At 59.3% G+C, this 26,928-nt stretch carries 21 protein-coding genes; 13 read left to right on the forward strand and 8 right to left on the reverse strand.

Annotated elements, in window-relative coordinates:
* The 3 genes from ACIOZM_RS20045 to gcl form a co-directional block, all read right to left on the reverse strand.
* A partial coding sequence (locus tag ACIOZM_RS20045) for an NAD(P)-dependent oxidoreductase (RefSeq protein ID WP_401216528.1) occupies nt 1–458 on the reverse strand: 458 nt, incomplete at its 3' end.
* A gap of 168 nt (nt 459–626) precedes the next feature.
* Nucleotides 627–1,409, reverse strand: coding sequence for a hydroxypyruvate isomerase (hyi, locus tag ACIOZM_RS20050; RefSeq protein ID WP_401216529.1), 783 nt, complete (start codon nt 1,407–1,409; stop codon nt 627–629).
* A 138-nt stretch (nt 1,410–1,547) separates the two neighbouring features.
* On the reverse strand, nt 1,548–3,323 hold the full coding sequence (gene gcl, locus ACIOZM_RS20055) for a glyoxylate carboligase (RefSeq protein WP_401216530.1): 1,776 nt from the start codon (nt 3,321–3,323) through the stop codon (nt 1,548–1,550).
* 268 nt (nt 3,324–3,591) lie between these two features.
* On the opposite strand from gcl, the gene ACIOZM_RS20060 reads away from it, so the two are divergent.
* Both ACIOZM_RS20060 and ACIOZM_RS20065 read left to right on the forward strand, forming a co-directional pair.
* Complete coding sequence (locus tag ACIOZM_RS20060; RefSeq protein WP_401216531.1) at nt 3,592–4,032, forward strand: heme-binding protein; 441 nt, start codon at nt 3,592–3,594, stop codon at nt 4,030–4,032.
* 343 nt (nt 4,033–4,375) lie between these two features.
* Nucleotides 4,376–4,834 carry an REP-associated tyrosine transposase gene (locus ACIOZM_RS20065; protein ID WP_401216532.1) on the forward strand — a complete coding sequence of 153 codons (459 nt, stop codon included), beginning with the start codon at nt 4,376–4,378 and terminating at the stop codon, nt 4,832–4,834.
* A gap of 131 nt (nt 4,835–4,965) precedes the next feature.
* Here ACIOZM_RS20065 and ACIOZM_RS20070 read toward each other — a convergent pair whose 3' ends face one another.
* Nucleotides 4,966–5,571 (reverse strand): TetR/AcrR family transcriptional regulator, encoded by a 606-nt coding sequence (locus ACIOZM_RS20070; protein ID WP_401216533.1) that lies wholly within the window; start codon nt 5,569–5,571, stop codon nt 4,966–4,968.
* A gap of 261 nt (nt 5,572–5,832) precedes the next feature.
* Between ACIOZM_RS20070 and ACIOZM_RS20075 the strand changes: the two genes are divergently transcribed.
* The 5 genes from ACIOZM_RS20075 (at nt 5,833) to ACIOZM_RS20095 (ending at nt 15,669) form a co-directional block, all read left to right on the forward strand.
* Nucleotides 5,833–6,966: an efflux RND transporter periplasmic adaptor subunit gene (locus ACIOZM_RS20075; RefSeq protein ID WP_401216534.1), complete on the forward strand. Its 1,134-nt coding sequence runs from the start codon at nt 5,833–5,835 to the stop codon at nt 6,964–6,966.
* Between the two features lie 12 nt (nt 6,967–6,978).
* Nucleotides 6,979–10,062 carry an efflux RND transporter permease subunit gene (locus ACIOZM_RS20080; RefSeq protein WP_401216535.1) on the forward strand — a complete coding sequence of 1,028 codons (3,084 nt, stop codon included), beginning with the start codon at nt 6,979–6,981 and terminating at the stop codon, nt 10,060–10,062.
* Nucleotides 10,052–13,174, forward strand: a complete 3,123-nt coding sequence (locus tag ACIOZM_RS20085; RefSeq protein WP_401216536.1) for an efflux RND transporter permease subunit — start codon at nt 10,052–10,054, stop codon at nt 13,172–13,174. The genes ACIOZM_RS20080 and ACIOZM_RS20085 overlap by 11 nt, the downstream gene beginning before the upstream one ends.
* Entirely contained in the window at nt 13,171–14,688 is a 1,518-nt protein-coding gene (locus tag ACIOZM_RS20090; RefSeq protein ID WP_401216537.1) for an efflux transporter outer membrane subunit, read from the forward strand. The genes ACIOZM_RS20085 and ACIOZM_RS20090 overlap by 4 nt, the downstream gene beginning before the upstream one ends.
* 69 nt (nt 14,689–14,757) lie before the next feature.
* The gene (locus ACIOZM_RS20095) at nt 14,758–15,669 is read left to right on the forward strand and encodes a DUF808 domain-containing protein (RefSeq protein WP_401216538.1); all 912 of its coding nucleotides are present in this window, start codon (nt 14,758–14,760) and stop codon (nt 15,667–15,669) included.
* A 175-nt stretch (nt 15,670–15,844) separates the two neighbouring features.
* Here the strand turns inward: ACIOZM_RS20095 and ACIOZM_RS20100 are convergent, their stop codons facing one another.
* Together ACIOZM_RS20100 and ACIOZM_RS20105 are read right to left on the reverse strand one after the other, a co-directional pair.
* A complete protein-coding gene (locus ACIOZM_RS20100; RefSeq protein WP_401216539.1) occupies nt 15,845–16,633 on the reverse strand; it encodes a VacJ family lipoprotein in 789 nt (262 codons plus the stop codon).
* Nucleotides 16,626–17,924: a serine/threonine protein kinase gene (locus ACIOZM_RS20105; RefSeq protein WP_401216540.1), complete on the reverse strand. Its 1,299-nt coding sequence runs from the start codon at nt 17,922–17,924 to the stop codon at nt 16,626–16,628. The genes ACIOZM_RS20100 and ACIOZM_RS20105 overlap by 8 nt, the downstream gene beginning before the upstream one ends.
* Before the next feature lie 224 nt (nt 17,925–18,148).
* Here ACIOZM_RS20105 and ACIOZM_RS20110 point away from each other — a divergent pair, with 224 nt between their 5' ends.
* Nucleotides 18,149–18,517: a hypothetical protein gene (locus ACIOZM_RS20110; RefSeq protein WP_401216541.1), complete on the forward strand. Its 369-nt coding sequence runs from the start codon at nt 18,149–18,151 to the stop codon at nt 18,515–18,517.
* Between the two features lie 106 nt (nt 18,518–18,623).
* Here the strand turns inward: ACIOZM_RS20110 and ACIOZM_RS20115 are convergent, their stop codons facing one another.
* Entirely contained in the window at nt 18,624–20,219 is a 1,596-nt protein-coding gene (locus tag ACIOZM_RS20115) for a glycosyl hydrolase family 17 protein (protein ID WP_401216542.1), read from the reverse strand.
* Between the two features lie 299 nt (nt 20,220–20,518).
* Here ACIOZM_RS20115 and ACIOZM_RS20120 point away from each other — a divergent pair, with 299 nt between their 5' ends.
* The 3 genes from ACIOZM_RS20120 to ACIOZM_RS20130 all read left to right on the forward strand — a co-directional run bounded on the left by ACIOZM_RS20120 (nt 20,519) and on the right by ACIOZM_RS20130 (nt 23,577).
* On the forward strand, nt 20,519–21,370 hold the full coding sequence (locus tag ACIOZM_RS20120; protein WP_401216543.1) for a glycine betaine ABC transporter substrate-binding protein: 852 nt from the start codon (nt 20,519–20,521) through the stop codon (nt 21,368–21,370).
* A 240-nt stretch (nt 21,371–21,610) separates the two neighbouring features.
* Nucleotides 21,611–21,922 (forward strand): DUF485 domain-containing protein, encoded by a 312-nt coding sequence (locus tag ACIOZM_RS20125; protein ID WP_401216544.1) that lies wholly within the window; start codon nt 21,611–21,613, stop codon nt 21,920–21,922.
* On the forward strand, nt 21,919–23,577 hold the full coding sequence (locus ACIOZM_RS20130; RefSeq protein ID WP_401216545.1) for a cation acetate symporter: 1,659 nt from the start codon (nt 21,919–21,921) through the stop codon (nt 23,575–23,577). The genes ACIOZM_RS20125 and ACIOZM_RS20130 overlap by 4 nt, the downstream gene beginning before the upstream one ends.
* Nucleotides 23,578–24,507: 930 nt before the next feature.
* On the opposite strand, the gene gltA is transcribed toward ACIOZM_RS20130, so the two are convergent.
* Nucleotides 24,508–25,797 (reverse strand): citrate synthase, encoded by a 1,290-nt coding sequence (gene gltA, locus ACIOZM_RS20135; protein WP_007919904.1) that lies wholly within the window; start codon nt 25,795–25,797, stop codon nt 24,508–24,510.
* A 363-nt stretch (nt 25,798–26,160) separates the two neighbouring features.
* Between gltA and sdhC the strand changes: the two genes are divergently transcribed.
* Nucleotides 26,161–26,535, forward strand: coding sequence for a succinate dehydrogenase, cytochrome b556 subunit (sdhC, locus tag ACIOZM_RS20140; protein ID WP_017127965.1), 375 nt, complete (start codon nt 26,161–26,163; stop codon nt 26,533–26,535).
* A complete protein-coding gene (gene sdhD / locus ACIOZM_RS20145) occupies nt 26,529–26,897 on the forward strand; it encodes a succinate dehydrogenase, hydrophobic membrane anchor protein (protein ID WP_401216546.1) in 369 nt (122 codons plus the stop codon). Before sdhC ends, sdhD begins: the two co-directional genes overlap by 7 nt.
* The last annotated feature ends 31 nt before the right edge of the window (nt 26,898–26,928 follow it).

Below are 26,928 nucleotides of genomic sequence, written 5' to 3' on the forward strand. Positions count from 1 at the left end.
GCCTGGAACAGCGGCAGTGCGCGTTCGAAGGCATCGGCGTCACCACCGACCATGATGCTCAGGGTCGCGGCCTTGGCGCCGACTTCACCACCGGAAACCGGTGCGTCGAGGTATTGCGCGCCTTTCTCGTTGATCTTCGCAGCGAAAGCCTTGGTGGCGGTCGGCGAGATCGAACTCATGTCGATCACGATTTTGCCTTTGCCGATGCCGGCAGCAACGCCGTCGGCGCGGAACAGCACGTCATCGACCTGCGGGGTATCCGGAACCATGACGATGATGAATTCGGCTTCTTGCGCCACTTCACGCGGGTTGGCCAGTGCGACGGCGCCAGCGGCGACCAGGTCAGCAGGGGCAGCGTCGTGGTGCGCCGACAGGAACAGGCTGTGACCGGCTTTCTGCAGGTTCGCCGCCATTGGGTGGCCCATGATGCCGGTGCCGATAAATCCGATTTTAGCCATGAGAAAATCCTCTTTTTATTCTGATGCTGCAATGTGGTCTTGGAGACGCAGCAAATTCATTGTGGGAGCTGGCTTGCCAGCGATGGCGGTGTGTCAGGCAACATGTTTGTTGTGTGTGCCGCCGCCATCGCGGGCAAGCCCGCTCCCACAGGGTTTTTGTATTTTCGATCAGATTGCGTTGTGGCTCTTCAACCAGCCCAGACCTGATTCAGTGGTGGTCAGCGGCTTGTATTCACAGCCAACCCAGCCCTGATAACCGATGCGGTCGAGGTGTTCGAACAGGAAGCGGTAGTTGATTTCACCGGTGCCTGGTTCGTTGCGCCCCGGGTTGTCCGCGAGCTGCACATGGTTGATCTCGCCCAGATGCGATTGCAGCGTGCGGGCCAGATCGCCTTCCATGATTTGCATGTGATAGATGTCGTATTGCAGGAACAGATTGGCGCTGCCGACCTGCTCGCGAATCGACAGGGCTTGCGCCGTGTTGTTCAGGTAGAAACCCGGGATGTCACGGGTGTTGATCGCTTCCATCACCAGTTTGATACCCGCCGCTTGCAGCTTGTCGGCCGCGTACTTGAGGTTGGCGACGAAGGTCTTTTCCACGGTGGCATCGTCGATGCCTTGCGGACGAATACCGGCCAGGCAGTTGATCTGGGTATTGCCCAGAACTTCTGCGTAAGCGATGGCCAGATCGACACCGGCACGGAACTCTTCAACCCGATCCGGCAGACACGCGATACCGCGTTCGCCCTTGGCCCAGTCACCGGCCGGCAGGTTGAACAGCACTTGCGTCAGACCGTTGGCGTCGAGCTTGGCCTTGATTTCGGCAGAGCTGAAATCGTACGGGAACAGGTATTCAACACCACTGAAACCAGCCTTGGCGGCGGCGTCGAAACGGGCAAGGAAATCCTGTTCGGTGAACAGCATGGACAGGTTGGCTGCGAAACGCGGCATGGTGGTCTCCCGTAAATATATGCAGTTCCCTTGTAGGAGTGAGCCTGCTCGCGATAGCGGTGTATCAGCCAACATCCGTGTTGGATATGAAACAGTCATCGCGAGCAGGCTCACTCCTACACAAGGAGCGGTCAGTCGTTAATCGAGCAGCGAAATCGCCGTTGGCGCATCGTTGCCGACCAGTGCCAGGTCTTCGAATTCGTTGACGGCGTTGATCTCGGTACCCATGGAGATGTTGGTCACACGCTCCAGGATGATTTCAACGATCACCGGCACCTTGAACTCTTCGATCATCTGTTCGGCCTTGCGCAGGGCAGAGGCGATTTCCGATGGTTCGAACACACGCAGTGCCTTGCAACCCAGACCCTCGGCCACTGCAACGTGGTCAACACCGTAACCGTTGAGTTCCGGCGCGTTCAGGTTATCGAAGGACAGCTGTACGCAGTAGTCCATTTCGAACCCGCGCTGTGCCTGACGGATCAGACCCAGGTACGAGTTGTTCACCACGACGTGGATGTAAGGCAGTTTGAACTGAGCGCCGACCGCCAGTTCTTCGATCATGAACTGGAAGTCATAGTCCCCCGACAGGGCCACGACTTTACGGCTCGGATCGGCCTTGACCACGCCCAGTGCTGCCGGAATGGTCCAGCCCAATGGGCCGGCCTGACCGCAGTTGATCCAGTGACGCGGCTTGTAGACGTGCAGGAACTGCGCGCCGGCAATTTGCGACAGACCAATGGTGCTGACGTAGCAGGTGTCTTTGCCGAATACCTGGTTCATTTCTTCGTAAACGCGTTGCGGTTTGACCGGCACGTTGTCGAAGTGAGTCTTGCGATGCAGGCTGGCTTTGCGCTGCTGGCAGTCTTGCAGCCAGGCGCTGCGGTTTTTCAGTTTGCCGGCGGCTTGCCATTCACGAGCCACTTCGATGAACACGGTCAGCGCGGCAGCGGCGTCGGAAACGATGCCCAGATCCGGAGTGAACACGCGGCCGATCTGAGTGCCTTCGATATCGACGTGAATGAACTTGCGGCCTTCGGTGTAGACATCAACCGAACCGGTGTGACGGTTGGCCCAACGGTTACCGATACCCAACACGACGTCGGATTTCAGCATGGTGGCGTTGCCGTAACGGTGCGAAGTCTGCAGACCAACCATACCGACCATCAACGGGTGATCGTCAGGGATGGTGCCCCAGCCCATCAGGGTCGGGATAACCGGAATACCGGTCAGCTCGGCGAATTCAACCAGCAGATCGCTGGCGTCGGCGTTGATGATGCCGCCGCCGGCTACCAGCAATGGACGCTCGGCCTGATCCAGCAGAGCCAGAGCCTTCTCGACCTGAATGCGGGTCGCGGTCGGCTTGGCCAGCGGCAGTGGCTGGTAAGCGTCGATGTCGAATTCGATTTCGGCCATCTGCACGTCGAACGGCAGGTCGATCAGCACTGGGCCTGGACGGCCGGAGCGCATTTCAAAGAAAGCTTTCTGGAACGCATAAGGCACTTGGCCCGGTTCAAGAACAGTGGTCGCCCACTTGGTGACTGGCTTGACGATGCTGGTGATATCGACAGCCTGGAAGTCTTCCTTGTGCATACGGGCGCGGGGTGCCTGGCCGGTAATGCAGAGGATTGGAATCGAGTCGGCCGAGGCGCTGTAGAGCCCGGTGACCATGTCGGTACCGGCAGGGCCGGAAGTCCCGATGCACACGCCGATGTTGCCGGCCTTGGTGCGGGTGTAGCCCTCGGCCATGTGCGAGGCGCCTTCAACGTGGCGAGCAAGGACGTGATCGATGCCACCAATTTTCTGCAAGGCGGAGTACAGCGGGTTGATGGCAGCGCCCGGGATGCCAAAAGCGGTATCAACCCCTTCACGGCGCATCACCAGAACGGCGGCTTCGATTGCTCTCATTTTGCTCATGGTTTTGTGCCTCTTTACGTTTTGTAATTGTATACAAGTGGCTTTGCGCTGAGTGTATTCACGGTGGACGGCGCAGGTCAATCCATTTTCTCAAGCAGCTGTTTCATTCGTCGGAAGCCCGTCTGACTGTGGCTTTTCGTCGCATGTGGCGCTTTTCGAGAATTATTGTATACAAAAAAATAATTCATTGTGTTCTATTTGTTGCATCGGGCTGCGGCAGAAAACCGCAGTCCCCCGACTTTCCCAATAACAAAATGAGGACGGCACCATGAGCGCTTTAACCTTGAAAGTCGCAGTCAACCTGGTCAACGAAGCCATCAGTGCAGGGCGGGCCATCTCCGCTGCGCCACTGACCATCGCGGTACTCGATACCGGCGGCCACCTGATCACCCTGCAACGCGAAGACGGCGCCAGCCTGCTACGCCCGCAGATCGCCATCGGCAAAGCCTGGGGCGCCATCGCGCTGGGCAAAGGCTCACGCCTGCTGGCACTCGACGCCCAACAACGCCCGGCGTTCATCGCTGCACTGAACAGCATGGGGCAGGGCAGCGTCGTGCCGGCACCGGGTGGTGTGCTGATCCGCGATCAGGCGGGGAATGTGCTGGGTGCAATCGGCATCAGCGGCGATCTGTCGGATATCGATGAGCAAGTGGCGATCAAAGCGGTGGAGGCGCTGGATCTGCGGGCGGATGCGGGGGTGGCTGCTTGATTTGTGGTGATTGATTGAAAGTCATCGCTGGCAAGCCAGCTCCCACAAGGTTTTGTGTCGTTCACATAATATGAATCCAACACAAAAAACTGTGGGAGCTGGCTTGCCAGCGATGGCGGCCTGACTGACACATCAAGATAAAAGACCATCTCAACCAAATGATCCGCTGCCGTCTCCAACAAGGTTTTGTGTCGTTCACATAATATGAATCCAATACAAAAACCTGTGGGAGCTGGCTTGCCAGCGATGGCGGCCTGACTGACACATCAAGATAAAGACTTTCCCAGCCAAATGATCCGATGCGTCTAGCCTTCTTATGAACCCATCATGAAGGGGCAACGGATTGCCTGATCTTCCTGCTTCACGTCGCCTGCGAGCCGGCCGTTACGCCGAGCCCAATCGAATTTACCTGCTCACCACCAATACGCTTGAGCGCAAACCAATCTTTGTCGATTTCGCTCTGGGCCGATTGGTTGTTCATCAATTTCGTCGTGCAGAAAATCTCGGGCTAGTGAACTCACTTGCGTGGGTGGTCATGCCTGATCATTTTCATTGGTTGGTCGAGTTGGAAGACTGCTCACTCAAAACGCTGATGCGAGAGACCAAGTCTCTGATTACTCGAGAGGTGAATTTATCCAGCAATAGGACTGGGCCACTTTGGCAGCAGGGCTACCACGACCGGGCTTTGAGGAGAGAGGACGATTTGGTGAGGATGGCCAGGTATGTAGTAGCCAACCCATTGAGGGCGGGTTTGGTGGAAAAGCTCGGCGACTATCCGCTGTGGGATGCAGTTTGGCTTTGACAGCTTTGAACCGGATTGCCTCAATCGCTGGCAAGCCAGCTCCCACAGGTTTTTGTGTTGAATACAAATTTTGCAAACGACACAAATCTCTGTGGGAGCTGGCTTGCCAGCGATAGTCGTACCACGGTCTATCAGTCCGGCTCACACCCTTTAAGCACCAACCGAATAATCGTCTGCGCCGCCGCCTCGTAATCCACTTCGTCCAGCTTGTCCTTGCCGGTGACCGCAGAAATCTGCCAGTCGAAGTCGGCGTAGGTCTGGGTGGCGGCCCAGATGCTGAACATCAGGTGGTTGGGGTCGATCGGGGCGATCTGGCCGCGGTCGATCCAGGTCTGGATGCAGTCGATGTTGTGCTTGGCCTGGCTGTTGAGCTGTTCGACCAGGTCGGCGCTCAGGTGCGGAGCGCCGTGCATGATTTCGCTGGCGAACACCTTGGAAGCGAAGGGCAGGTCGCGGGAGATGCGGATCTTCGAGCGGATGTAGCCGCTGAGCACTTCGCTCGGTACGCCGTCCGGGTTGAACGGGGTCGAGGCCTGCAGAATCGGCACGATGATACTTTCCAGTACCTCGCGGTAGAGGTTTTCCTTGGACTTGAAGTAGTAGTAAACGTTGGGCTTGGGCAATCCCGCCTTGGCGGCGATGTCACTGGTTTTGGTCGCAGCGAAGCCTTTGTCGGCAAATTCCTCACTGGCGGCACGCAGGATCAGTTCTTTGTTGCGCTCGCGGATTGTGCTCATAAACCCGGTGGTTCCTTGCCTGTTCTGGCGGTTGCGCATGGTAGCACCGGCCTCGCGCGGGGCTCAAGAATGCCGCGGCGTACCGATGGGCGGCTGACGCTGTCGCGGGGCTGAACGAAGCTGCAGATCTTCAGGTGAACTCGGGAGGCGCTGCTAGAGTTCAAAACAGCGATCAAGCCATTGGCCATGGATTTGCCTTGTCTGGCCGGGCTTCACTTTTTATTGCCGGATGCCATTGCCGGCCCGTTCGAGTGAAAAGCCGTGGAAAAACCCAGACGCAGGAAATTCGGCCTGGCCATCGTCGCGCTGGGAGTCGTGCTGCTCGCGGTGCTGCTGTGGGTTTTCCTCGCGTCCAGTCAGCGCAAGCCCAAACCTCCGCCACCCGCCGAGCCGGTGGCCGCCGTCGCGGTCAAGTTGCAGGATGTGCCGGTATACATCGATGCCCTCGGCACAGTCACCCCGACCCGCAGCGTGACGGTGATTTCCCAGGTCGATGGGATTCTCAGTTCGGTCGAATTCAAGGAAGGCCAGCAGGTGCACAAGGGCCAGGTGATTGCCCGCATCGATGACCGTGCGCTCAAGGCGCAACTGGCGGTGGCCAAAGGCACGCTGATGCACGACCAGGCGTTGCTCGCCAACGCCGTGCGCGATCTGGCGCGCTATCGCGAGCTGATCAAGGTCGGTTCCACCACCCAGCAAACCCTTGATACTCAAGCCTCGCTGGTGCAGCAACTGCAAGGCACGGTCGCCTCCGATCAGGGCAGTGTGCAGAACCTCGAAGTGCAGTTGAGTTATTGCACGATCACCTCACCGGTGGATGGCGTGGTCGGTTTGCGTCAGGTCGATCCCGGTAATTACGTCACCACCGCCAGCACCACGGGCATCGCCGTGATCACACAAATGACCCCGGCCACCGTCGTGTTTGCCGTGCCCGAGGATGACTTGGGCGCAATCAATCAGGCCATGGCCAAAGGCGCGGTGACGGTGCTGGCTTACGACCGCAACAAACACAACCTGCTGGCGACCGGCAATCTGTTGGCGCTGGATAATCAGGTCGATACCAGCACCGGCACGATCAAGGTCAAGGCGCAGTTCGACGATTCGGGCAAGGCGCTGTTCCCCAATCAGTTCGTCAACGCCCGGCTCAAGGCTGACACGCTGAAGCAAATCAGCGTGGTGCCGACCCGGGCGATCCAGCACGGCAGCAAGGGTGATTTCGTGTTTGTGGTGGTCGATCCCGGCACCAGGGTCAGTCTGCGCAACATCAAGACCGGCCCCGCCACGGGCGATGTCTCGGCGGTGCTCGACAACGGGGTGAAGGAGGGCGAACAGGTTGTCACCGAGGGCGCAGACAAACTCGATGACGGTTCTGCGGTGAAGGTCGTCGCGCAGTAACGGGGGCATACCATGAACGTCTCGCGTCCCTTTATCGAACGGCCCGTTGCGACCACGTTGCTGATGGTCGCGGTGCTGTTGCTGGGGCTGCTCGGTTACCACCTGCTGTCGGTGTCGGCATTGCCGGAAGTCGATTACCCGACCATTCAGGTGTTCACCCAGTATCCGGGCGCCAGTCCCGAGGTCATCAGTTCGTCGATCACCGCTCCGCTGGAACGGCAGCTCGGCGAGATGCCGGGCCTCAAGTCGATGAATTCCACCAGCTCTGACGGCGCCTCGGTAGTGACCCTGCAATTTGATCTGTCGCTGTCACTGGATGTCGCCGAGCAGGAAGTACAAGCGGCGATCAATGCTGCCGGGACTTTCCTGCCGGCCAACCTGCCGTACCCGCCGGTGTACAGCAAGGTCAACCCGGCCGATGCGCCGGTGCTGACGCTGTCGCTGACCTCCGACGTATTACCGCTGACCAAAGTCGAAGACCTCGCCGATACGCGGCTGGCGCAGAAAATCTCGCAGATTACTGGCGTTGGTCTGGTCACCATCAGTGGCGGCCAGCGTCCGGCGGTGCGGGTCGAGGCCAACACGTCGGCGCTGAACAATCTGGGGTTGTCGCTCGATGATTTGCGCACCTCGCTGGGCACGGCCAACGTCAATCAGGCCAAGGGCAATATCGACGGCAAGTATCAGGCTTATTCCATCGGCACCAACGATCAGTTGCAGTCGGCCGAGGAGTACCGCGACCTGGTGATCGCCTACAAGAATGGCGCGCCGATTCGCTTGTCACAAATCGCCAGTTCCACCCAAGGCCCGGAGAATCCACGGCAAGCCGCGTGGACCAACAGCACGCCATCGATTGTCTTGAACATCCAGCGCCAACCCGGCGCCAACGTCATTGACGTGGTCGACCGCGTGCAGCAACTGCTGCCCAAGCTGCGCGCCAGCCTGCCGGCGACGCTCAAGGTCAACGTGCTCACCGACCGCACGCAAACCATCCGCGCTTCGGTCACCGACGTGCAGTACGAACTGGCAGTGGCGGTACTGCTGGTGGTGATCGTGATTTTCCTGTTTCTGCGCAATGTTGCGGCGACGATCATTCCGGCCGTGACCGTGCCGCTGACGCTGGTCGGCACGCTGGCAGTGGCCTACGGGCTGGGCTTCTCGCTGAACAACCTGACGCTGATGGCGCTGACCATCGCCATCGGTTTTGTGGTCGATGACGCCATCGTCATGATCGAAAACATCACGCGCTATATCGAGGCCGGGGACTCGCGACTGGAAGCTGCGCTCAAGGGCTCGGAGCAGATCGGCTTCACGATTATTTCGCTGTCGGTGGCGCTGATCGCGGTGATGATTCCGTTGCTGTTCATGGGCGATGTGGTCGGGCGGCTGTTTCGCGAATTCGCCATGACCGTGGCGGTGACCATCGTCATCTCGGCGCTGATTACCCTGACGCTGACGCCGATGATGTGCTCGCGCATGCTCAAGGACAAACACGAGGAACGCCGGGTCGATTTCTTCGACCGGATCAACGGTTATTACGTCAAAGGCCTGGACTGGATTCTGCTGCATCGCGGGTTGACGCTGATCTCGGTGGTGCTCACCGGTCTGTTGACCCTGCTGATTATCGTGGTCATGCCCAAGGGCTTTTTTCCCGAGCAGGACACCGGGCTGATTCAAGGTATCTCTCAGGCTTCGCCGACGATTTCCTTTCAGCAGATGCAGATCGAACAGCAACGGCTGGCCGCACGCATTCTCAAAGATCCGGCGGTGGCGAGCCTGTCGTCGTTCGTCGGTATCGACCAGACCAACCCGACGATCAATCAGGGCAACCTGCTGATCAATCTCAAGCCCCACGGCGAGCGCGACAGCAGTGCGGTGGTGATTCGCCGGTTGGCCGATGCCAATGCCGACGACGCGGGCATTCGCTTGTACCTGCACAGCGTGCAGGACCTGACCCTCGATGCCACGGTGTCGACCACCAGCTATCGTCTCGGGTTACAGGCGACCGATCCGGATGAACTGGAGCTGTGGACCAACAAGCTGCTGGCAGTGATCAAGCAAGACCCGATGTTCACCGACGTGCAAAGTCAGGCGATGCAGTTCGGTAATCAGATCCAGCTCAACTTCGACCGCGCCACCGCCTCGCGCCTGGGTGTCACGCCGCAAGCCATCGATGATGTGCTGTACGACGCCTTTGGCCAGCGTCAGGTCTCGACCATTTATACCCAGCTCAACCAGTATCACGTGGTGATCGCCACCGACCATCCGCCGCGAAATCTTGCCGATTTGCTGACCGGACTCTACGTCGATATTCCGTCCGGTGGTGTGGCGCCGCTGTCGAGCATGGCGACCATGAGCGTGATCCGCGCGCCGGTGACCATCAACCGGCTCGGGCAATTTCCCTATGCCGACGTCTCGTTCAATCTCGCCCCCGGGCAGACCCTTGGCGCGGCGGTCACCCGGCTAAAAGACATCGAAGCCAAGGCCGGTCTGCCGTTGTCGGTGCAGGCCAATCTGGAAGGGGCGGCGGCGACCTTCGAGGCGTCGCTGTCGAATCAGGTGTTTCTGGTGCTGGCGGCGATCATCGTCGTGTACCTGATGCTGGGGATTCTCTACGAGAGTTTCGTGCACCCGGTGACGATTCTCTCGACCTTGCTCTCAGCCGCGTTGGGTGCGTTGCTGGCGCTGCTGATCACTGGCACGCAGTTCGACATCATCGGCCTGATCGGCATCGTGCTGCTGATAGGTATTGTCATGAAGAACGGCATCATGATGGTCGACTTCGCGCTGGAACTGGAACGTAATGGCGGGCTCGATCCGGTGGCGGCGATTCGTCAGGCGGCCGAGTTGCGTTTCCGGCCGATTCTGATGACCAGCATGGCCTCGCTGTTCGGCGCGGTGCCGCTGGCGCTGGGCACCGGGATCGGCTCGGAACTGCGCCATCCGCTGGGCATCGCGATCATCGGCGGACTATTGTTGAGCCAATTGCTGACGCTGTTTTCGACCCCGGTGATTTTCCTCGCGATGCATGGGCTGGAGCAGCGTTTCAGTCGGCGTCGGCCTGCGGTGGTCGAAGGCTATCGCGATGAACCTTAGCGCGCCGTTCATTCAGCGCCCCATCGCCACCACGTTGCTGGCGGTCGGTCTGGCGCTGTTCGGCGTGCTCGCGTTCAACCTGCTGCCGGTGGCGCCGCTGCCGGAGGTGGATTTCCCGACCATCAGCGTGCGTGCGTCATTGCCCGGCGCCGATCCGAGTACCGTCGCCTCGTCGGTGGCGACCCCGCTGGAACGGCAGTTCGGGCAGATCGCCGGGGTCACCGAAATGACCTCGTCGAGTTCGTTGGGGGCGACGCGCATTACCTTGCAGTTCGACCTCAACCGCGACATCGATGGCGCGGCGCGGGATGTACAAGCGGCGATCAACGCCGCCCGCAGCAACTTGCCCAGCGACTTGTCCGGCAACCCGACCTACCGCAAGGTCAACCCGGCCGACTCGCCGATCCTGATCCTCAGCCTGACTTCCGACAGCGCCACCCGTGGCCAAATGTACGACGTGGCTTCAACTCTGCTCGAACAGCGGCTGTTGCAGACCACTGGCGTCGGCGACGTGACGGTGGGCGGCGCGGCGTTGCCGGCGGTGCGTATCGAACTCAATCCCGACCGGCTCAATCGCTACGGCGTCAGCCTTGAACAAGTGCGGCAGGTGATTCAGGCGTCCACCGTCAACCTGCCGAAAGGCACGGTGTCGGTCGGCGATCAGTCGTATGGCCTGAAGGCCAACGACATGCTCTATCAGGGTGCCGATTACGCGCCGCTGGTGGTCAAGCAGAACAACGGCGATCTGGTGCGTATCTCGGATTTGGGCGATGTCACCGAGGACGTCGAAGACCTGCGCAACTTCGGCCTGTCCAACGGCAAACCGGCGGTGTTGCTGGTGGTGTTCAAGCAGCCGGGGGCCAACGTCATCGACACCGTGGACGCGGTGAAGGCTGACCTGCCGTTTCTGCAAAGCTCGATTCCCTCGGCGATCAAGATCAACATCCTGATGGATCGCACCACGACGATTCGTGCGTCGTTGCGCGACGTCGAGATAACCCTGCTGATCTCCATCGCGCTGGTGACGCTGGTGACCTTCGCGTTTTTCCGTGACTGGCGCAGCACGCTGATCCCGGCCATCGTCGTGCCGCTGTCGCTACTTGGCACATTTGGCGCGATGTATTTTCTCGGCTACAGCCTCAACAACCTGTCGCTGATGGCGCTGACCATTTCCACCGGGTTTGTGGTGGATGACGCCATCGTCGTGGTCGAGAACATCATGCGCCATCTGGAGAAGGGCGAAAGCCGTGTGCAAGCGGCGCTGGCCGGTGCGCGGGAGGTGGGATTCACGGTGATGACCATCAGCGTTTCGCTGGTGGCGGTGTTCATTCCGTTGCTGCTGATGGGCGGGGTGGTGGGGCGGCTGTTTCGCGAATTTTCGATTTCGCTGTCGGTGGCCATCGTGATTTCGATGGTGGTCTCGCTGACGGTGACGCCGATGCTCGCCAGCGTCCTGCTGCGCACGGAAAAACAGGCCGCCAGCGGTGAGGATCACCCGGATTCGCGCTTTCACCGTTTCTACGACCGCACCCTCGGCTGGGTCATCGAGCACTCGTTTCTGATGGGCCTGCTGACCTTGCTGGTGATCGTATTGGCCTGCGTGCTCTATGTGCTGGTGCCCAAGGGCTTCTTTCCGCAGGAGGACACCGGGCGCATGTCCGGCAGCATCATCGCGGCGCAGAGCATTTCCTTCGGGGCGATCCAGTCGAATTTCAGCGAGATCAATCAGAAGGTTCTGAGCAATCCGAACGTGGCGACGGTGGGTGGTTTTGTCGGTGGTGGCGGCGGGATTGGCGGGGCGGTGAACAGTGCGCAGTTGTTCATCACGCTCAAGCCGCTGGCGGATCGCAAGGACAGCGCCGATCAGGTCATCGCGCAGGTTCGCCACACGTTGGGCGACATGCCCGGCACGCGTCTGTATCTGCAATCGGCGCAGGACATCACCGTCGGCGGGCGGCAGAGCGGGGCGCAATATCAGTTCACGATGACTGCCGATGACCAGAGCACCCTCGATGAATGGGTGCCCAAGGTCGTCGCGGTGCTGCATGGCTTGCCGCAACTGACTGACGTCAACACCGATCAACAGGACAATAGTTTGATGGCCAGCGTCACCGTCAACCGCGATGCCGCTGCCCGGTTGGGCGTGAGCATGTCGGCCATCGACCAGACGCTGTACGACGCCTTCGGCCAGCGCCAGGTCTCGACCATTTACCGCGCCGCCAACCAGTACCACGTAGTGATGGAAGTGGCGCCGCCGTACTGGGCCGATCCGGCGACGCTGAAGAATGTGTATGTGCCGGTGGGCACGTCTGCCGTGACCACCAGGGGCAGCGCGGCGGCGCCCGCACTTGGCGCGACGGCCACGCAGCAGTTGGTGCCGTTGTCGGCGATTGCCGATTACTCGGTGGGGCGCACCGCGATCTCGATCAGTCATCAGGGCACCTTTCCGGCGGTGACCGCCTCGTTCAACCTCGCGCCGGGGGTGTCCATCGGCCAGGCAACGACGCTGGTGGAGAACGCCGTGAAGCAATTGCGCATGCCCGCCAGTGTGGTCGGCCAGTTTGCCGGGACTGCCCAGGTGTTTCAGTCGTCGGTGGCCAGCGAGCCGTTGCTGATCGTCGCGGCACTGCTTTCGGTGTACGTCGTACTCGGCATGCTTTACGAAAGTCTGGTGCATCCGCTGACGATTCTTTCGACCTTGCCCTCGGCCGGTGTCGGCGCGCTGATCGCCTTGCTGCTGACTGGCACCGAACTGTCGATCATCGCGCTGGTGGGGGTGATTCTGCTGATCGGGATTGTGAAGAAAAACGCGATCATGATGATCGACTTTGCGATCACCGAGCGCCGCGAATTCGGCTTGAGCGCCAAGGATGCGATTCGCCGCGCCTGCCTGATTCGTTTCCGGCCGATCATGATGACCACGCTGGCGGCGATCCTCGGCGCACTGCCGCTGGTGCTGGGCAGCGGCTATGGCTCCGAGCTGCGCCGGCCGTTGGGGATTTCGATTATTGGCGGGTTGTTGTTCAGCCAATTACTGACGCTGTACACCACTCCAGTGATCTACCTTTGGCTTGATCGGGCGTCACAGCGCCTGCACAGGAGCACTCCATGAAACACCTCAAATCCCCTGTGGGAGCGAGCCTGTTCGCGATTGCGTCGGGCCAGCCAATATATTTGTTGAAGGTTAAAACGTTATCGCGAGCAGGCTCACTCCTACAGGGGATTGTGTTGAGTCTGCTGTTGAGTGGTTGCATGGTCGGGCCGGATTATCAGAAGCCGGCAATTGAGCTGCCGATGACGTTCAAGGAAGGCGCGCAATGGCAGCGTGCGGTCTCCAACCCGCAAGGTGCGCTGGACAGCCAGTGGTGGCGGGTCTATCAGGACCCGGTGCTGAATGACTTGATCGAGCGTTCGGCCAAGGCCAATCAATCGATCATCGCCGCCGAAGCCGCGTATCGATTGGCGCAAGCGCAAGTGGCCTCAAGCCGCGCCGGGTTGTGGCCGACCGTTGGCGTGGGATTGTCCGCCGCGCGTGGTGTCGGCGGCGGCGCCAGTGGCAGCAGCACCAGCGGTTTGACCGGCAGTAGCGGCGGCACCGTCGAACAAACGGTCAGCGCCACCCTGAGCGCCAGTTGGGAGCCGGATCTGTGGGGGCTGGTGCGACGTGGCATCGAGTCGAGCCAGGCCTCGCTGCAATCCTCCGACGCGTTGCTGGCCGGGGTGCGCCTGTCCATCGATGCCAGCGTGGCGACTAATTATCTGGGGTTGCGGCAACTGGATATCGACATCGATCTGTTGCAGCGACAACAAACCATCAATCAGCAATTACTGACGATGATTCAGGCGCAAACGGTGCAGGGCACCGCGACCAACGATCAACTGCTGGTGGCGCAGGATCAACTGAGCACAGTGATCGCCGCCCTGCAAAACGCCCAGCGCTCGCGTGAGCAGGCCGAACACGCACTGGCGGTGTTGGTCGGTGTGGCGCCGGCACAGTTCAATCTGCCGAAGGTTGCCGAGTATCGCTTCAGCACGCCGATGCCGCCGCCGGTGCTGCCGTCGAAGCTGTTGCTGCGTCGTCCCGATGTGGTTTCCGCCGAGCGTGTGGCAGCGGCGGCGAACGCGAAAATCGGCGTCGCCGAAGCGGCGTTTTTCCCGACGCTGAGCCTGACGGCGGAGGGCGGTTATCGCGGCACCGCGCTGGGCGGATTGTTCTCGGTGCCCAATCGCATCTGGACGCTGGGACCGGCGCTGGCCGAAACCATTTTCGACGGCGGCGCCCGCGAGGCGGCCAAACAACAGGCCGAGGCCAGTTACGATCAGGACGTGGCGAATTATCGCGGGACGGTGCTCGGGGCGTTGCAGAACGTCGAAGACAATTTGTCGGCGATCAATCATCTGCACACCCAGGCGCAGGCGTACGAGCAGATGTTTGCGCGCAATCAGCAATTGTTCGGCAGTCAGGAAGCGCAGTTGCGGGCGGGGACGGTCAGTCAGCAGGCGGTGCTGACCCAGCAGTTGGTACTGCTGCAAGCCGAGCAGAACTTGCGTGATACCCAGGGTTTGCTCAGTCAGGGCAGTGTCGCGTTGTTCCAGAGCCTGGGCGGGGGCTGGCAGGTGCCGTGAGCATCTCGCCTCCCTTGGGGCCGGCGCGGTATGCTGCGCGCACTTTTTTCATGTAGGGAAGCCTGACCCATGGCAGGAAGCAGTTTGCTGGTGCTGATCGACGACATCGCCACCGTTCTGGATGACGTAGCGTTGATGAGCAAAATGGCCGCCAAGAAGACCGCCGGGGTGCTCGGCGATGATCTGGCGCTCAATGCCCAGCAGGTCTCCGGCGTGCGTGCCGAGCGGGAAATTCCCGTGGTATGGGCGGTGGCCAAGGGCTCGTTTGTCAACAAACTGATTCTGGTGCCGTCGGCGCTGGCGATCAGTGCGTTTGTGCCGTGGCTGGTGACACCGCTGCTGATGGTCGGTGGCGCGTATCTGTGCTTCGAAGGTTTCGAAAAACTTGCGCACAAGTTTCTGCACAGCGCGGCTGAAGATGACGCCGGGCATGCGCAGTTGAGTGAAGCGGTGGCTGACCCGGCGACCGATCTGGTGGCCTACGAGAAGGACAAGATCAAAGGCGCGATCCGCACCGACTTCATCCTTTCGGCAGAAATCATCGCCATCACCCTCGGCACCGTCGCTGGCGCTTCGCTGACTCAGCAAGTGATCGTGATGTCGGGCATCGCCATCGTCATGACCGTGGGCGTTTATGGCCTGGTGGCGGGTATCGTCAAACTTGATGACCTCGGCCTGTGGCTGACGCAGAAACCCGGGCAAATGGCCAAGCGTGTCGGCGACGCGATCCTGCGTGCTGCGCCGTACATGATGAAAACGCTGTCGGTGGTGGGTACGGCGGCGATGTTCCTGGTCGGCGGCGGCATCCTTACGCATGGCGTGCCGGCATTGCATCACTGGATCGAGGGGGTTGGTGCAGCGGCTGGCACTGGATTCGTGGTGCCGATGTTGCTGAACGGTGTGGCGGGGATTATCGCGGGGGCGGTGGTGTTGGCGGTGGTTTCCGTGGTCGGCAAAATCTGGCGCGCCATCAAAGGCTGAACACATTCCCCTGTGGGAGCTAGCCTGCTAGCGATAGCGGTATGTCAGTTCCGCAATGGTTGACTGACACAGCCTCATCGCCAGCAGGCTAGCTCCCACAGTTTGATCTTTGTTGTGTCATGAAAAAGGGCCATTCGACTCGCATCGAATGGCCCTTTTTTGTAGCCGCTGAAAATTACTCGGCGATCTGCAGCTTGCGCGACTCGGTGTACACGTAACGCACCTTCTCATACTCGAACGGCGAGTTCATCTGGCCGTAGCGGAAGTTGGTCTGATAGCGCTTGTCGACCGCGCGCAGAGCCCAGATTTCCGGGTGGTTTTCGCTGACTTTCGAGACGTTGAGGAAGTTGACTGCCGATTCTGCGGTGTAGTCCACGGCGAGGCCGGCGGTGTCACGAATGTTCGACGGGCCGAAGATCGGCAGGACGAAGTACGCGCCACCCGGAACGCCGTAGAAGCCCAGTGTCTGGCCGAAGTCTTCGCTCTGGCGCGGCAGGCCCATGGCGGTGGCCGGGTCCCACAGACCGGCGATGCCGAGGGTGGTGTTGAGCAACAGGCGCCCGGTGGTTTCCATCGAACGCTGACCTTTGAACTGCAGCAGGCTGTTGATCAGGTTCGGTACGTCGCCGAGGTTGTTGAAGAAGTTGCTTACGCCAGTCCGCACGAAGCTCGGCGTGACGTAGCGATAACCGTCGACCACCGGCAGGAACACCCATTGGTCAAAGCGATAGTTGAAGTGGTAAACCCGACGGTTCCACGACTCCAACGGGTCATAGACGTTCAGCGCATTGAGCGTCGAGCGCTCGAATTCTCGCTGGTCCAGCCCCGGGTTGAACTTGAGTTTGGACAGCGGCTCCTTGAAGCCGTCACTGTCGACCACTACCGGTGCGTTGGCTTTGCTGTTGTCGGCCTGGGCGACGCCTGCACTGAGTAACGCTGCAATCAGCAGGAGATATTTAGCCACGGAAGAACTCCAGCATGGCGTCGCTGTTGACGCGGTAGTTAAGGTTGCCGCAATGGCCGCCGTACGGGTAAACGGTCAGACGATCGCCGAAAGTCTTGCGCAGGAAACCGAGGTCGCCAGGGCCGAGGATCACGTCGTCGGCGTTATGCATCACGGCGATTTTCGGGCTGTCGTGCAGGTAATCCTTCAGCGCATACAGGCTGACCTGATCGATCAGTTGCAGCAGGCTGCCGCCGTCGGTGCGTGCGCGCCACATCGGGATCACTTGCTCGGTCAGGTAGCAATCGAAGTCGCATTGCAGCGCACGCTTGAGGAACGGCGTGAGGCTGGTGCCTTCGGTGATCGGGAATTTCGGCGGAGTGATCAGGCCGCGACGGTTGATCAGGTCCGAGGTGAACGCGATGTCGGCTGCCGAGAAACGGAACGAGGTACCGATCAGCATCGCCATCTGTTCGTTGGTCAGATGCTGCTTGGACTGCTGGAAGTCGTAAAGCAGGGCATCGTTGAGGTCGATGTAGCCTTTCTGCTGGAAGTAACGGGTCAGCTTGGCCAACACCAGTTCATAGAACGTGGTGCTGTTGTTGATGCCCTTCACTTCGGTTTGTACCAGCTTGTCGAGGTTGCTGATCGAGGTATAGAGGTTGACCGGCGGGTTCAGCAGCAGGACTTTCTTGAAGTTGAAGCTGCGACGGGTCTCGTCCAGATGCGCGACGAACGCGGCATCGAGGGCGCCGAGGCTGTAGCCGCTGAGGTAGTACTCAGTGACCGGCAGTTTCGGGTTTTGCGCCCGTACGGCTTGCATCACCCGGTACATGTCTTCGGCGTCTTCCTTGGTCACGCCCGGGGTGGCGAAACGCGAAGCGGCGCTGATGAAGTCGAAACTGGTCGGCGACGACAATTGCACGACGTTATAGCCGGCCTTGTAGTAGAGCTTTTTCAGGTATTCGTTGAGCGTGCTGTCGTAGCGCGCGCCGGTGCCGGCGATCAGGAAGATCAGCGGTGCAGGCTTGTCCTGGGTAGCGATGCGGTAGGTGAGTTTCTTCACCGCCCAGAAGTTGTCCGGGAGGATGAACTCACGTTCCGGACGCATGGTTACCGTGCGGTCGGACTGGGTGATGTCGTCGTCCGACGGCAGTTCCGGGCGCAAGTCCGGCGGCGTGGTGGCGATGGTCGCCTCGAACGGGTTGGTCAGGGGATAGCCATAGCTGGCGGCATCGATATCCACCGCCAGTGCGGACGCACTCAAAATAAGGCCGCTGAACAGCGCGGCGAAGCGCAAGGAACGGAGCATGACTAGATCCCTTAGAGGAAGGTGCCGAATGAAGTTCGCAGGCTATGACCACCGCGCTTGCGCCAAAGTGCCATGCCTCGGCACCAAACAGGCAGAATTCGGAGTAATAGTAGCTGGACGATACACTTTGCACGCCTCAACTGACTAGTTAACAGTTGTTAGTGCTTGCACAAGGCGCAAGGCAGATTAAGCTGGCCGCCGATTTCCGTAGATTGGAGTGCTCCATGTCCCGCCGCTTGCCCGTGATCCTGCTGCTTGTTCTGTTGCCGTTATGGCTGGCCGCCAGTTATGGCGCGCGCTATGGCTTTATGGAGGACGGCAAGTGGGTTGGCATTTGCGTTGATGAGGCGAGCCGCTGGGAATGCTCGGTGCGCTCCAACCTTGGGCTGATGATTCACTTCAAGGTGCTGGGTTGGGCGGCGCTGGGGACGGCGCTGCTCGGCTTTGTGTTGCCTGGGCGGGCAGGGTGGTGGCTGGCGGTGTTGGCGCTGGTGTCCGGCGCGCCGGCATTGGTGTTGTACAACACGACCCTGGCGGTGTTTGCGCTGGTGATTGCCGGGTTGCGTCTGGTCAGATCCTCCCGTAGCGCCTGATATGGCGCTATCGCCAGCAGGCTGGCTCCCACAGGGGATTTATGTCGAGCAAAATCCAGTGTGGGAGCTAGCCTGCTAGCGATGAGGCCCTCTCTGAGAGTGAAAGTCAGTCCTTGCGAACCCGCAGGCAGCGCCACAACGCAGCCACCATCAACACACTGACCAGCGCCCAGCCCCACGCCTGCTGATTCTGCAAACCTTCACGAAACAGCTGCGGCGCAATGCCCGCGCCGATAATGAAGGTCAGCAAGGCAATTTCCCGACGCGGCACATTGACCGGACGGCACAGGTAAACCAGCGCCGGCAGGACCAGGGCAGCGGTAGGGAAACTCAGGTAGCGCGGCTCGAACACCAGTTCGAGCATCATCACCGCCGCTGCAAAACCGGCCGCCGCCACCAGCCAACCGGCCCGGCGTTCCAGCACATTGAACGCTCGTTCACGCCAGCCTTTGCGAGCACTGAGTGCCAGCGCAGCATGCGCCAACACCAGCAGATTCAATGCGGTCAACAAACCGACCCACAGCCATTCGCCAGCAAACCGGGTGGTCACCCACGCCAGATTGCCCCACGCGCCAATCGAGCAAGCCGCCACAGCGCCGAGCAGCGGCAGAATCAGCGCCGACCGGGTGGTGCGAACACGACCGCCCAGCAACAGTGTCCCGAGGAAAATCAGCCCACCCACGGCCAGCCACTGTTTCCACTGCGGCACATTGGTCACGGGTCCGGCGAGGATGCCTTTGTCCTGGCGGTCTGCATCAAACAGACCCCAGTAACCGCCGACCGCACCTTCGCTGCCACGTTTCCACGGCTGGTCAAAGGCTTCGATCAGGTTGTAATGCCAACCCTCTTTCTCTGCCATCGCGACAAACCCGCGAATGAACTTGGCTTCGTTGACCCGGCTCGGCACGGCGGTCTCGCGCTGACGGCCTTCGCTCGGCCAGCCGGTTTCGCCGATCATCACGTCCTTGGGGGCGAACTTGTTGCCGAACACCTGACGCACTTCAGCGACATGTTGCAGGGCAGCGTCGATGTTCGACGGGTCATCTTCCCAGTACGGCAGCAAGTGGATCGTCAGGAAGTCCACCGCTGGCGCGACTTCCGGATGTTTGAGCCAGAACTCCCAGACATCGGCATATGTGACCGGTTGCTTGATCTGGCTTTTGACCTTGTAGATCAGCTTGGCCAGTTGTGCGCCGGTGACTTCCTTGCGCAGCAACGCTTCGTTGCCGACGATCACCGCGCTGACCACATCCGGGTTGGCGTTGGCCGAAGCAATCAGCAGATCGACTTCTTTTTCGGTGTCCACCGGGTTGCTGTTGACCCACGCGCCGATCATCAATTTCAGACCGTGTTTGCGCGCCAGATCCGGCAATGCTTCGAGGCCGGTCATCGAGTAGGTGCGGATGCATTCGAAGCGCGTTGCCAGCAGCGCGAGGTCGGCGTCCATGCGCTCCGGGCGCAGTTTGAACGGCACGTCGAACGGCGACTGATCCTTATCGAACGGCGTGTAGGAGGCGCATTGCAGTTTGTGCGTCGGGGTCGCGGCATCCGGCAGGATCACCGGTTTGCCGAGGCCATACCAGAAGCCGCCAAGGGCAAACAGGCCAAGCAGGCATGCAAAGAAATAGGGCAGGAGCGGGAAGCGGGAAGTCGCGGACATGGTCAGGCCGAGTGGCTGCAAAGCGACGCATGTTACCTGCATTTATAGAGGGGTTGGTGGCCCGCATGATTTTGACATGCAAAGTTCGGGCGGATTGTCTGGCGCCATTTATTCGGACGCGATTAATGGCCTTCTGATGTCGTTTCTCGATGGCTTGAGGTCGCTGACAGAGCAGGTCGCCGAGGGCGTGAGGTTGATGATCGAAAGCGTCAGCACCCTCGTTGCTCGATCGCGTTGATGTTCATGCGAGTTTGCGGTCGGGCGTGATGGGCGCTGTGCACCATAACAATACGTTGACGTCGTCCGGCACCCGTCGGGCGCAGCATTTCGGGGAAGTAACGATGAAGATGCGACGACTTTTAGGCGCAGGTGCCGCACTGGTACTTGCGATGAGTTCCACATTTGCCAGCGCTGAAAAACAGACCCTGAACATCGGTTACGTTGACGGCTGGTCCGACAGCGTCGCGACTACCCACGTAGCCGCCGAAGTGATCAAACAGAAACTCGGCTACGACGTGAAACTGCAAGCCGTCGCCACCGGCATCATGTGGCAGGGCGTGGCCACCGGCAAACTCGACGCCATGCTCTCGGCGTGGTTGCCAGTCACCCATGGCGAATACTGGGCGAAGAACAAGGATCTGGTCGTCGATTACGGCCCGAACTTCAAGGATGCGAAAATCGGCCTGATCGTGCCGGAGTATGTAAAAGCCAAATCGATTGAAGACCTGAAAACCGATGACAGCTTCAAGAATCGCATCGTCGGCATCGACGCCGGTTCCGGTGTGATGCTCAAGACTGATCAGGCGATCAAGGATTACGGCCTGGACAAATACTCGCTCAAAGCCAGTTCCGGCGCCGGCATGATTGCCGAGCTGACCCGTGCCGAGAAGAAAAACGAATCCATCGCCGTCACCGGTTGGGTGCCGCACTGGATGTTCGCCAAGTGGAAACTGCGTTTCCTCGACGACCCGAAAGGCGTATACGGCGCGGCTGAAACCGTGAACAGCATCGGCAGCAAGGAACTGGACGCCAAGGCACCGGAAGTGGCCAAGTTCCTGAAAAACTTCCAGTGGGCTTCGAAGGATGAAATCGGCGAAGTCATGCTGGCCATCCAGGACGGCGCCAAGCCAGAAGCGGCGGCCAAGGATTGGGTTGCCAAGCACCCGGATCGCGTAGCTGACTGGACCAAATAATCCCCACACCGCCGTACCCCTGTAGGAGCGAGCCTGCTCGCGATGGCGTCTTGTCAGTCGATATCTCAACCGACTGGAAGACCGCTATCGCGAGCAGGCTCGCTCCTACTTTTATTTATATGTGCTGAAAATTGGCGAAAGTGTCATGTCGTTCTAATACTAAGGTCGTCTGGAACCTGTTCCGCAGCCGCATACAGTGGATATGTTCCAACAATAATCTGTGCTGCGAGGATAAAAACAATGAACGACAGCATTTACCTCTCGATTCAAAACAGCCCGCGCTTCAAGGAGCTGGTTAGTAAAAGGGAACGATTCGCCTGGATTCTCTCGGCGATCATGCTAGGGCTTTACTCTGCATTCATCCTTCTGATCGCTTACGGGCCGCAAGTGCTCGGGGCGAAGATCAGTCCTGGTTCATCGATTACCTGGGGTATCCCGATCGGTGTCGGATTGATCATCTCTGCCTTCATCCTGACCGCTATTTATGTACGCCGCGCCAATGGCGAGTTTGACGACCTGAACAATGCGATTCTCAAGGAGGCTCAGCAATGATCCGGCGTCTACTGGCTCTTTTGAGCATCTCAGCGTTCGCTCCGGCAGTCTGGGCCGCTGACGCCCTGACCGGCGAAGTCCACAAACAACCGCTCAACGTCGCCGCGATCGCCATGTTCGTGGTGTTCGTCGGCGCGACCCTGTGCATCACTTATTGGGCGTCCAAGCGCAACAAATCGGCCGCCGACTACTATGCAGCGGGCGGCAAAATCACCGGTTTCCAGAACGGTCTGGCAATTGCCGGTGACTACATGTCGGCGGCGTCTTTCCTGGGGATTTCCGCGCTGGTGTTCACCTCCGGCTACGACGGCCTGATCTATTCGATCGGCTTCCTGGTGGGCTGGCCGATCATTCTGTTCCTGATCGCCGAACGTCTGCGTAACCTGGGTAAATACACCTTTGCCGACGTGGCGTCCTACCGCCTCGGGCAAACCCAGATTCGCACCCTGTCTGCCTGCGGTTCGCTGGTGGTGGTGGCGTTCTACCTGATCGCGCAAATGGTCGGTGCCGGCAAACTGATCCAGCTGCTGTTCGGCCTCGACTACTACGTTGCGGTAATTCTGGTCGGCATCCTGATGTGCATGTACGTGTTGTTCGGCGGCATGCTGGCGACCACCTGGGTACAGATCATCAAGGCTGTGCTGTTGCTGTCCGGCGCATCGTTCATGGCGCTGATGGTGATGAAGCACGTCAACTTCGACTTCAACATGCTGTTCTCGGAAGCGATCAAGGTTCACCCTAAAGGTGAAGCGATCATGAGCCCGGGCGGTCTGGTGAAAGATCCGATTTCGGCGTTCTCCCTCGGTCTGGCGTTGATGTTCGGTACTGCTGGCCTGCCACACATCCTGATGCGCTTCTTCACCGTGAGTGACGCAAAAGAAGCGCGCAAGAGCGTGCTGTACGCAACCGGCTTCATTGGCTACTTCTACATTCTTACTTTCATCATCGGTTTTGGCGCGATCCTCCTGGTCAGCACTAATCCGGACTTCAAGGATGCGGCGGGCGCTCTGCTCGGCGGCAACAACATGGCGGCGGTGCATCTGGCTGACGCAGTGGGCGGCAGTATCTTCCTGGGCTTCATCTCGGCAGTGGCGTTCGCGACCATTCTGGCCGTTGTGGCAGGCCTGACGCTGGCCGGTGCTTCGGCGGTGTCTCACGACCTGTATGCCAGTGTGATCAAGAAGGGCAAGGCCAACGACAAGGATGAGATTCGCGTTTCGAAGATCACTACCGTTGCGTTGGGCGTGCTGGCTATCGGCCTGGGCATCCTGTTCGAAAGCCAGAATATTGCGTTCATGGTTGGCCTGGCGTTCTCCATCGCGGCGAGCTGTAACTTCCCGGTGCTGCTGCTTTCGATGTACTGGAAGAAGCTGACGACTCGTGGCGCGATGATTGGCGGCTGGTTGGGGTTGATCAGTGCGGTGGGCCTGATGGTGCTTGGTCCGACCATTTGGGTGCAGATTCTGCATCATGAGAAAGCGATCTTCCCTTACGAGTATCCGGCGCTGTTCTCGATGATTATTGCGTTTGTCGGGATCTGGTTCTTCTCGATTACTGACAAGTCGGCGGCGGCGGACAAAGAGCGGGCGTTGTTCTTCCCGCAGTTTGTGCGTTCGCAGACGGGTTTGGGGGCTAGTGGGGCGGTGTCGCACTAAGAGCCGCTTGGAGTTGTGAGTTGTAAGTGGATGCCCCGGTCTTTGGATCGGGGCATTTTTTTTGGGTGTATATCCGTTGCTGCGGTGATGGCTGCTTAGGGTTCCGCCCTTACGGCGGGTCACTTTTGGCAAACGCCCCAAAAGTAACCAAAAGGTCTGTGCCCTGACGTTCGGCCCGCTCGCTGGGGCTCGGGGTTCCTTCGCTCCGGGTTTCATCCGGGGGCATCGCCTACGGTTTGCTTCGCTGCACCTCCTCTCGATGCATTTGGCTGCGCCAAACGGCGCTACGCGCCCACCCCCGGATAAATCCCTCCACTCAGCCTGCCGACGGGCCCTCAGATCAAAAGCTGCTGTCGAGCTAACGCTCATCCTGTTGAGTGGTGAAAAGCACGCGGTTGGCTTTTGCTCTTCTGTAGGAGTGAGCCTGCTCGCGATGGCGGCCTGACAGCCGACCAATTTTAATTGAATGCACCCAATCCCCATGTAGGAGCTGCGGCACGCTGCGATCTTTTGATCCGGCTGTGGCTGTGGCTTTTGATGTGGTTTTTGATCTTCAGCCCTTCGGCAGGCCGAGCGTAGGTGTTCATCAGGGGTAGGCGCGCAGCGCCGTGCGGCGAAGCCGCATACATCGAGAGGAGGTGCAGCGAAGCAAACCGTAGGCGATGCCCCCTGATGGACGCCGTAGCGAGGGAACACTGAGCCTCAGCGAAGTGCCGTACGCCGGGGCAAAGCCTTTTGGGTTACCTTTTCGGCGTTTGGAAAAGGTGACTCGCTGTAAAAGCGAAACCGCCAGCAGCCGCTACCAAAAAAACGGATATAAACCCAAACCCAAACCCAAACCCAAACCCGCAAAAGCCACAAACAAAAACGGCCTCCATATAAATAGAGGCCGTTCCCGATACAACTCAAGACATTATCGCAAGACAGGTCTTATTTGCGGTCTTCCAGCTTGGAGATATCACGCGACTCATAGCCGGTGTACAACTGGCGCGGACGGCCGATCTTGTACGGGCTGGAGAGCATTTCTTTCCAGTGCGAAATCCAGCCTACAGTACGTGCCAGAGCGAAGATCACGGTGAACATGCTGGTCGGAATGCCGATCGCCTTGAGGATGATCCCCGAGTAGAAGTCGACGTTCGGGTACAGCGAGCGTTCGATGAAGTACGGGTCGGTCAGCGCGATCTCTTCCAGGCGCATGGCCAGTTCGAGTTGCGGATCGTTGTTGATCCCCAGTTCCTTCAACACTTCGTCGCAGGTCTGCTTCATCACGGTGGCGCGTGGGTCGCGGTTTTTGTAAACCCGGTGACCGAAGCCCATCAGTTTGAACGGGTCGTTCTTGTCCTTGGCCTTGGCGATGAACTTGTCGATGTTCGAAACATCGCCAATCTCGTCAAGCATGGTCAGCACGGCTTCGTTCGCACCGCCGTGGGCAGGGCCCCACAGTGCGGCGATACCGGCGGCGATACAGGCAAACGGGTTGGCACCCGAAGAGCCGGCCAGACGCACGGTGGAGGTCGAAGCGTTCTGCTCGTGGTCTGCATGGAGGATGAAGATCCGGTCCATGGCCTTGGCGAGTACCGGGCTGATCGGTTTGATCTCGCACGGGGTGTTGAACATCATGTGCAGGAAGTTTTCCGCGTACGTCAGGTCGTTGCGCGGGTACATCATGGGTTGACCCATGGAGTACTTGTAAACCATTGCAGCCAGAGTCGGCATCTTGGCAACCAGACGGATCGCGGAAATTTCGCGATGCTGCGGGTTATTGATGTCGAGGGAGTCGTGGTAGAAGGCCGAGAGGGCGCCGACTACACCGCACATGACGGCCATTGGGTGGGCGTCGCGACGGAAGCCGTTGAAGAAGGTCTTCAACTGCTCGTGAACCATGGTGTGGTTCTTCACGGTGCTGACGAACTGGGCTTTCTGTTCTGCGGTCGGCAATTCGCCGTTCAGAAGCAGGTAGCAGGTTTCCAGGTAGTCCGACTTTTCAGCCAGTTGTTCGATCGGGTAGCCGCGATGCAACAGAATGCCGTTGTCGCCGTCGATATAGGTGATCTTCGATTCGCACGAAGCGGTCGACATGAAACCCGGGTCGAAAGTGAAGCGGCCCGTGGCCGTCAGGCCCCGAACATCAATAACATCGGGACCAACGGTGCCGGTTAAAATGGGCAGCTCGACGGGGGCTGCGCCCTCGATGATCAACTGCGCTTTTTTGTCAGCCATGTGGCCTCCTATTTATGCTTGAACCATCAGACAGACCCCCCACGCAGGGCCCGCACCACTATAGTGAGATAAATTCGAATGTCAATTTGCCTAAAGTCTTGCTCCAGAAGGCTTTAAGCGCACTTTTTCCTCGAAATTGACTGCCATTTACGCCTTTTATGCGACTTGCGCAATCAGCTATTGGGGGTAGGTGAACGCGTTGTCATTAGTAGCCTAACTGTCTATACTCGGCCACCGACCGCCAAGGGCTTTTGGGCTTGCTTTCATTGGGGGTCGCATCCCTGGGTGGTGGTTACCTGACCAGTGCACTCCCCAACAACTTTGCCCTGATTGTTAGGGGCTCTTCAGTGTGAAAAAAAAGCCGTGAAAAGCCAACGACCTGTAAACCTAGACCTAAGGACCATCAAACTCCCAGTCACTGCTTACACGTCCATTCTTCACCGTATCTCCGGTGTCATCCTCTTTGTCAGCCTGGCCATCATGCTTTACGCATTGGACAAGTCGCTGAGCTCCGAGGAAGGCTTCGGTCAGGTGAAAGCGTGTCTGACCAGTCCGCTAGCCAAGCTAGTGATTTGGGGCATCCTGTCCGCTCTGCTGTATCACCTGGTAGCCGGTGTGCGCCATTTGATCATGGACATGGGCATCGGTGAGACGCTGGAAGGCGGCAAACTGGGCTCGAAAATCGTTATCGCCGTTTCCGTGGTGGTAATCGTTCTGGCAGGAGTTTGGATATGGTAACTAACGTCACAAACCTGTCGCGTTCGGGCCTCTATGACTGGATGGCGCAACGTGTGTCTGCGGTCGTTCTCGCGGCTTACTTCATTTTCCTGATCGGATACGTCGTCGCCCACCCGGGTCTCGGCTACGCCCAATGGCATGAACTGTTCGCCAACAACTGGATGCGTATTTTCAGTCTCCTGGCCCTCGTTGCCCTCGGCGCTCACGCCTGGGTCGGCATGTGGACCATCGCGACCGACTACCTGACGCCAATGGCGTTCGGCAAGTCCGCGACTGCAATACGTTTCCTTTTCCAGGCAGTATGCGGCGTTGCGATGTTCGCTTACTTCTTCGGGGGTGTGCAGCTTCTCTGGGGTATCTGAGTCATGGCTAACATTCCAACGATATCTTTCG

The organism is Pseudomonas sp. NPDC087346, from assembly GCF_044744235.1.
Classification (GTDB): domain Bacteria; phylum Pseudomonadota; class Gammaproteobacteria; order Pseudomonadales; family Pseudomonadaceae; genus Aquipseudomonas.

Coding starts and splice junctions, on each gene's coding strand:
- gltA (WP_007919904.1), bottom strand. CDS start 25,797: ATGGCTGACAAAAAAGCGCAGTTGATCATCGAGGGCGCAGCCCCCGTC.
- hyi (WP_401216529.1), bottom strand. CDS start 1,409: ATGCCGCGTTTCGCAGCCAACCTGTCCATGCTGTTCACCGAACAGGAT.
- ACIOZM_RS20095 (WP_401216538.1), top strand. CDS start 14,758: ATGGCAGGAAGCAGTTTGCTGGTGCTGATCGACGACATCGCCACCGTT.
- ACIOZM_RS20090 (WP_401216537.1), top strand. CDS start 13,171: ATGAAACACCTCAAATCCCCTGTGGGAGCGAGCCTGTTCGCGATTGCG.
- ACIOZM_RS20080 (WP_401216535.1), top strand. CDS start 6,979: ATGAACGTCTCGCGTCCCTTTATCGAACGGCCCGTTGCGACCACGTTG.
- ACIOZM_RS20125 (WP_401216544.1), top strand. CDS start 21,611: ATGAACGACAGCATTTACCTCTCGATTCAAAACAGCCCGCGCTTCAAG.
- ACIOZM_RS20085 (WP_401216536.1), top strand. CDS start 10,052: ATGAACCTTAGCGCGCCGTTCATTCAGCGCCCCATCGCCACCACGTTG.
- ACIOZM_RS20060 (WP_401216531.1), top strand. CDS start 3,592: ATGAGCGCTTTAACCTTGAAAGTCGCAGTCAACCTGGTCAACGAAGCC.
- ACIOZM_RS20115 (WP_401216542.1), bottom strand. CDS start 20,219: ATGCAGGTAACATGCGTCGCTTTGCAGCCACTCGGCCTGACCATGTCC.
- ACIOZM_RS20105 (WP_401216540.1), bottom strand. CDS start 17,924: ATGCTCCGTTCCTTGCGCTTCGCCGCGCTGTTCAGCGGCCTTATTTTG.
- ACIOZM_RS20130 (WP_401216545.1), top strand. CDS start 21,919: ATGATCCGGCGTCTACTGGCTCTTTTGAGCATCTCAGCGTTCGCTCCG.
- sdhD (WP_401216546.1), top strand. CDS start 26,529: ATGGTAACTAACGTCACAAACCTGTCGCGTTCGGGCCTCTATGACTGG.
- gcl (WP_401216530.1), bottom strand. CDS start 3,323: ATGAGCAAAATGAGAGCAATCGAAGCCGCCGTTCTGGTGATGCGCCGT.
- ACIOZM_RS20070 (WP_401216533.1), bottom strand. CDS start 5,571: ATGAGCACAATCCGCGAGCGCAACAAAGAACTGATCCTGCGTGCCGCC.
- ACIOZM_RS20120 (WP_401216543.1), top strand. CDS start 20,519: ATGAAGATGCGACGACTTTTAGGCGCAGGTGCCGCACTGGTACTTGCG.
- ACIOZM_RS20110 (WP_401216541.1), top strand. CDS start 18,149: ATGTCCCGCCGCTTGCCCGTGATCCTGCTGCTTGTTCTGTTGCCGTTA.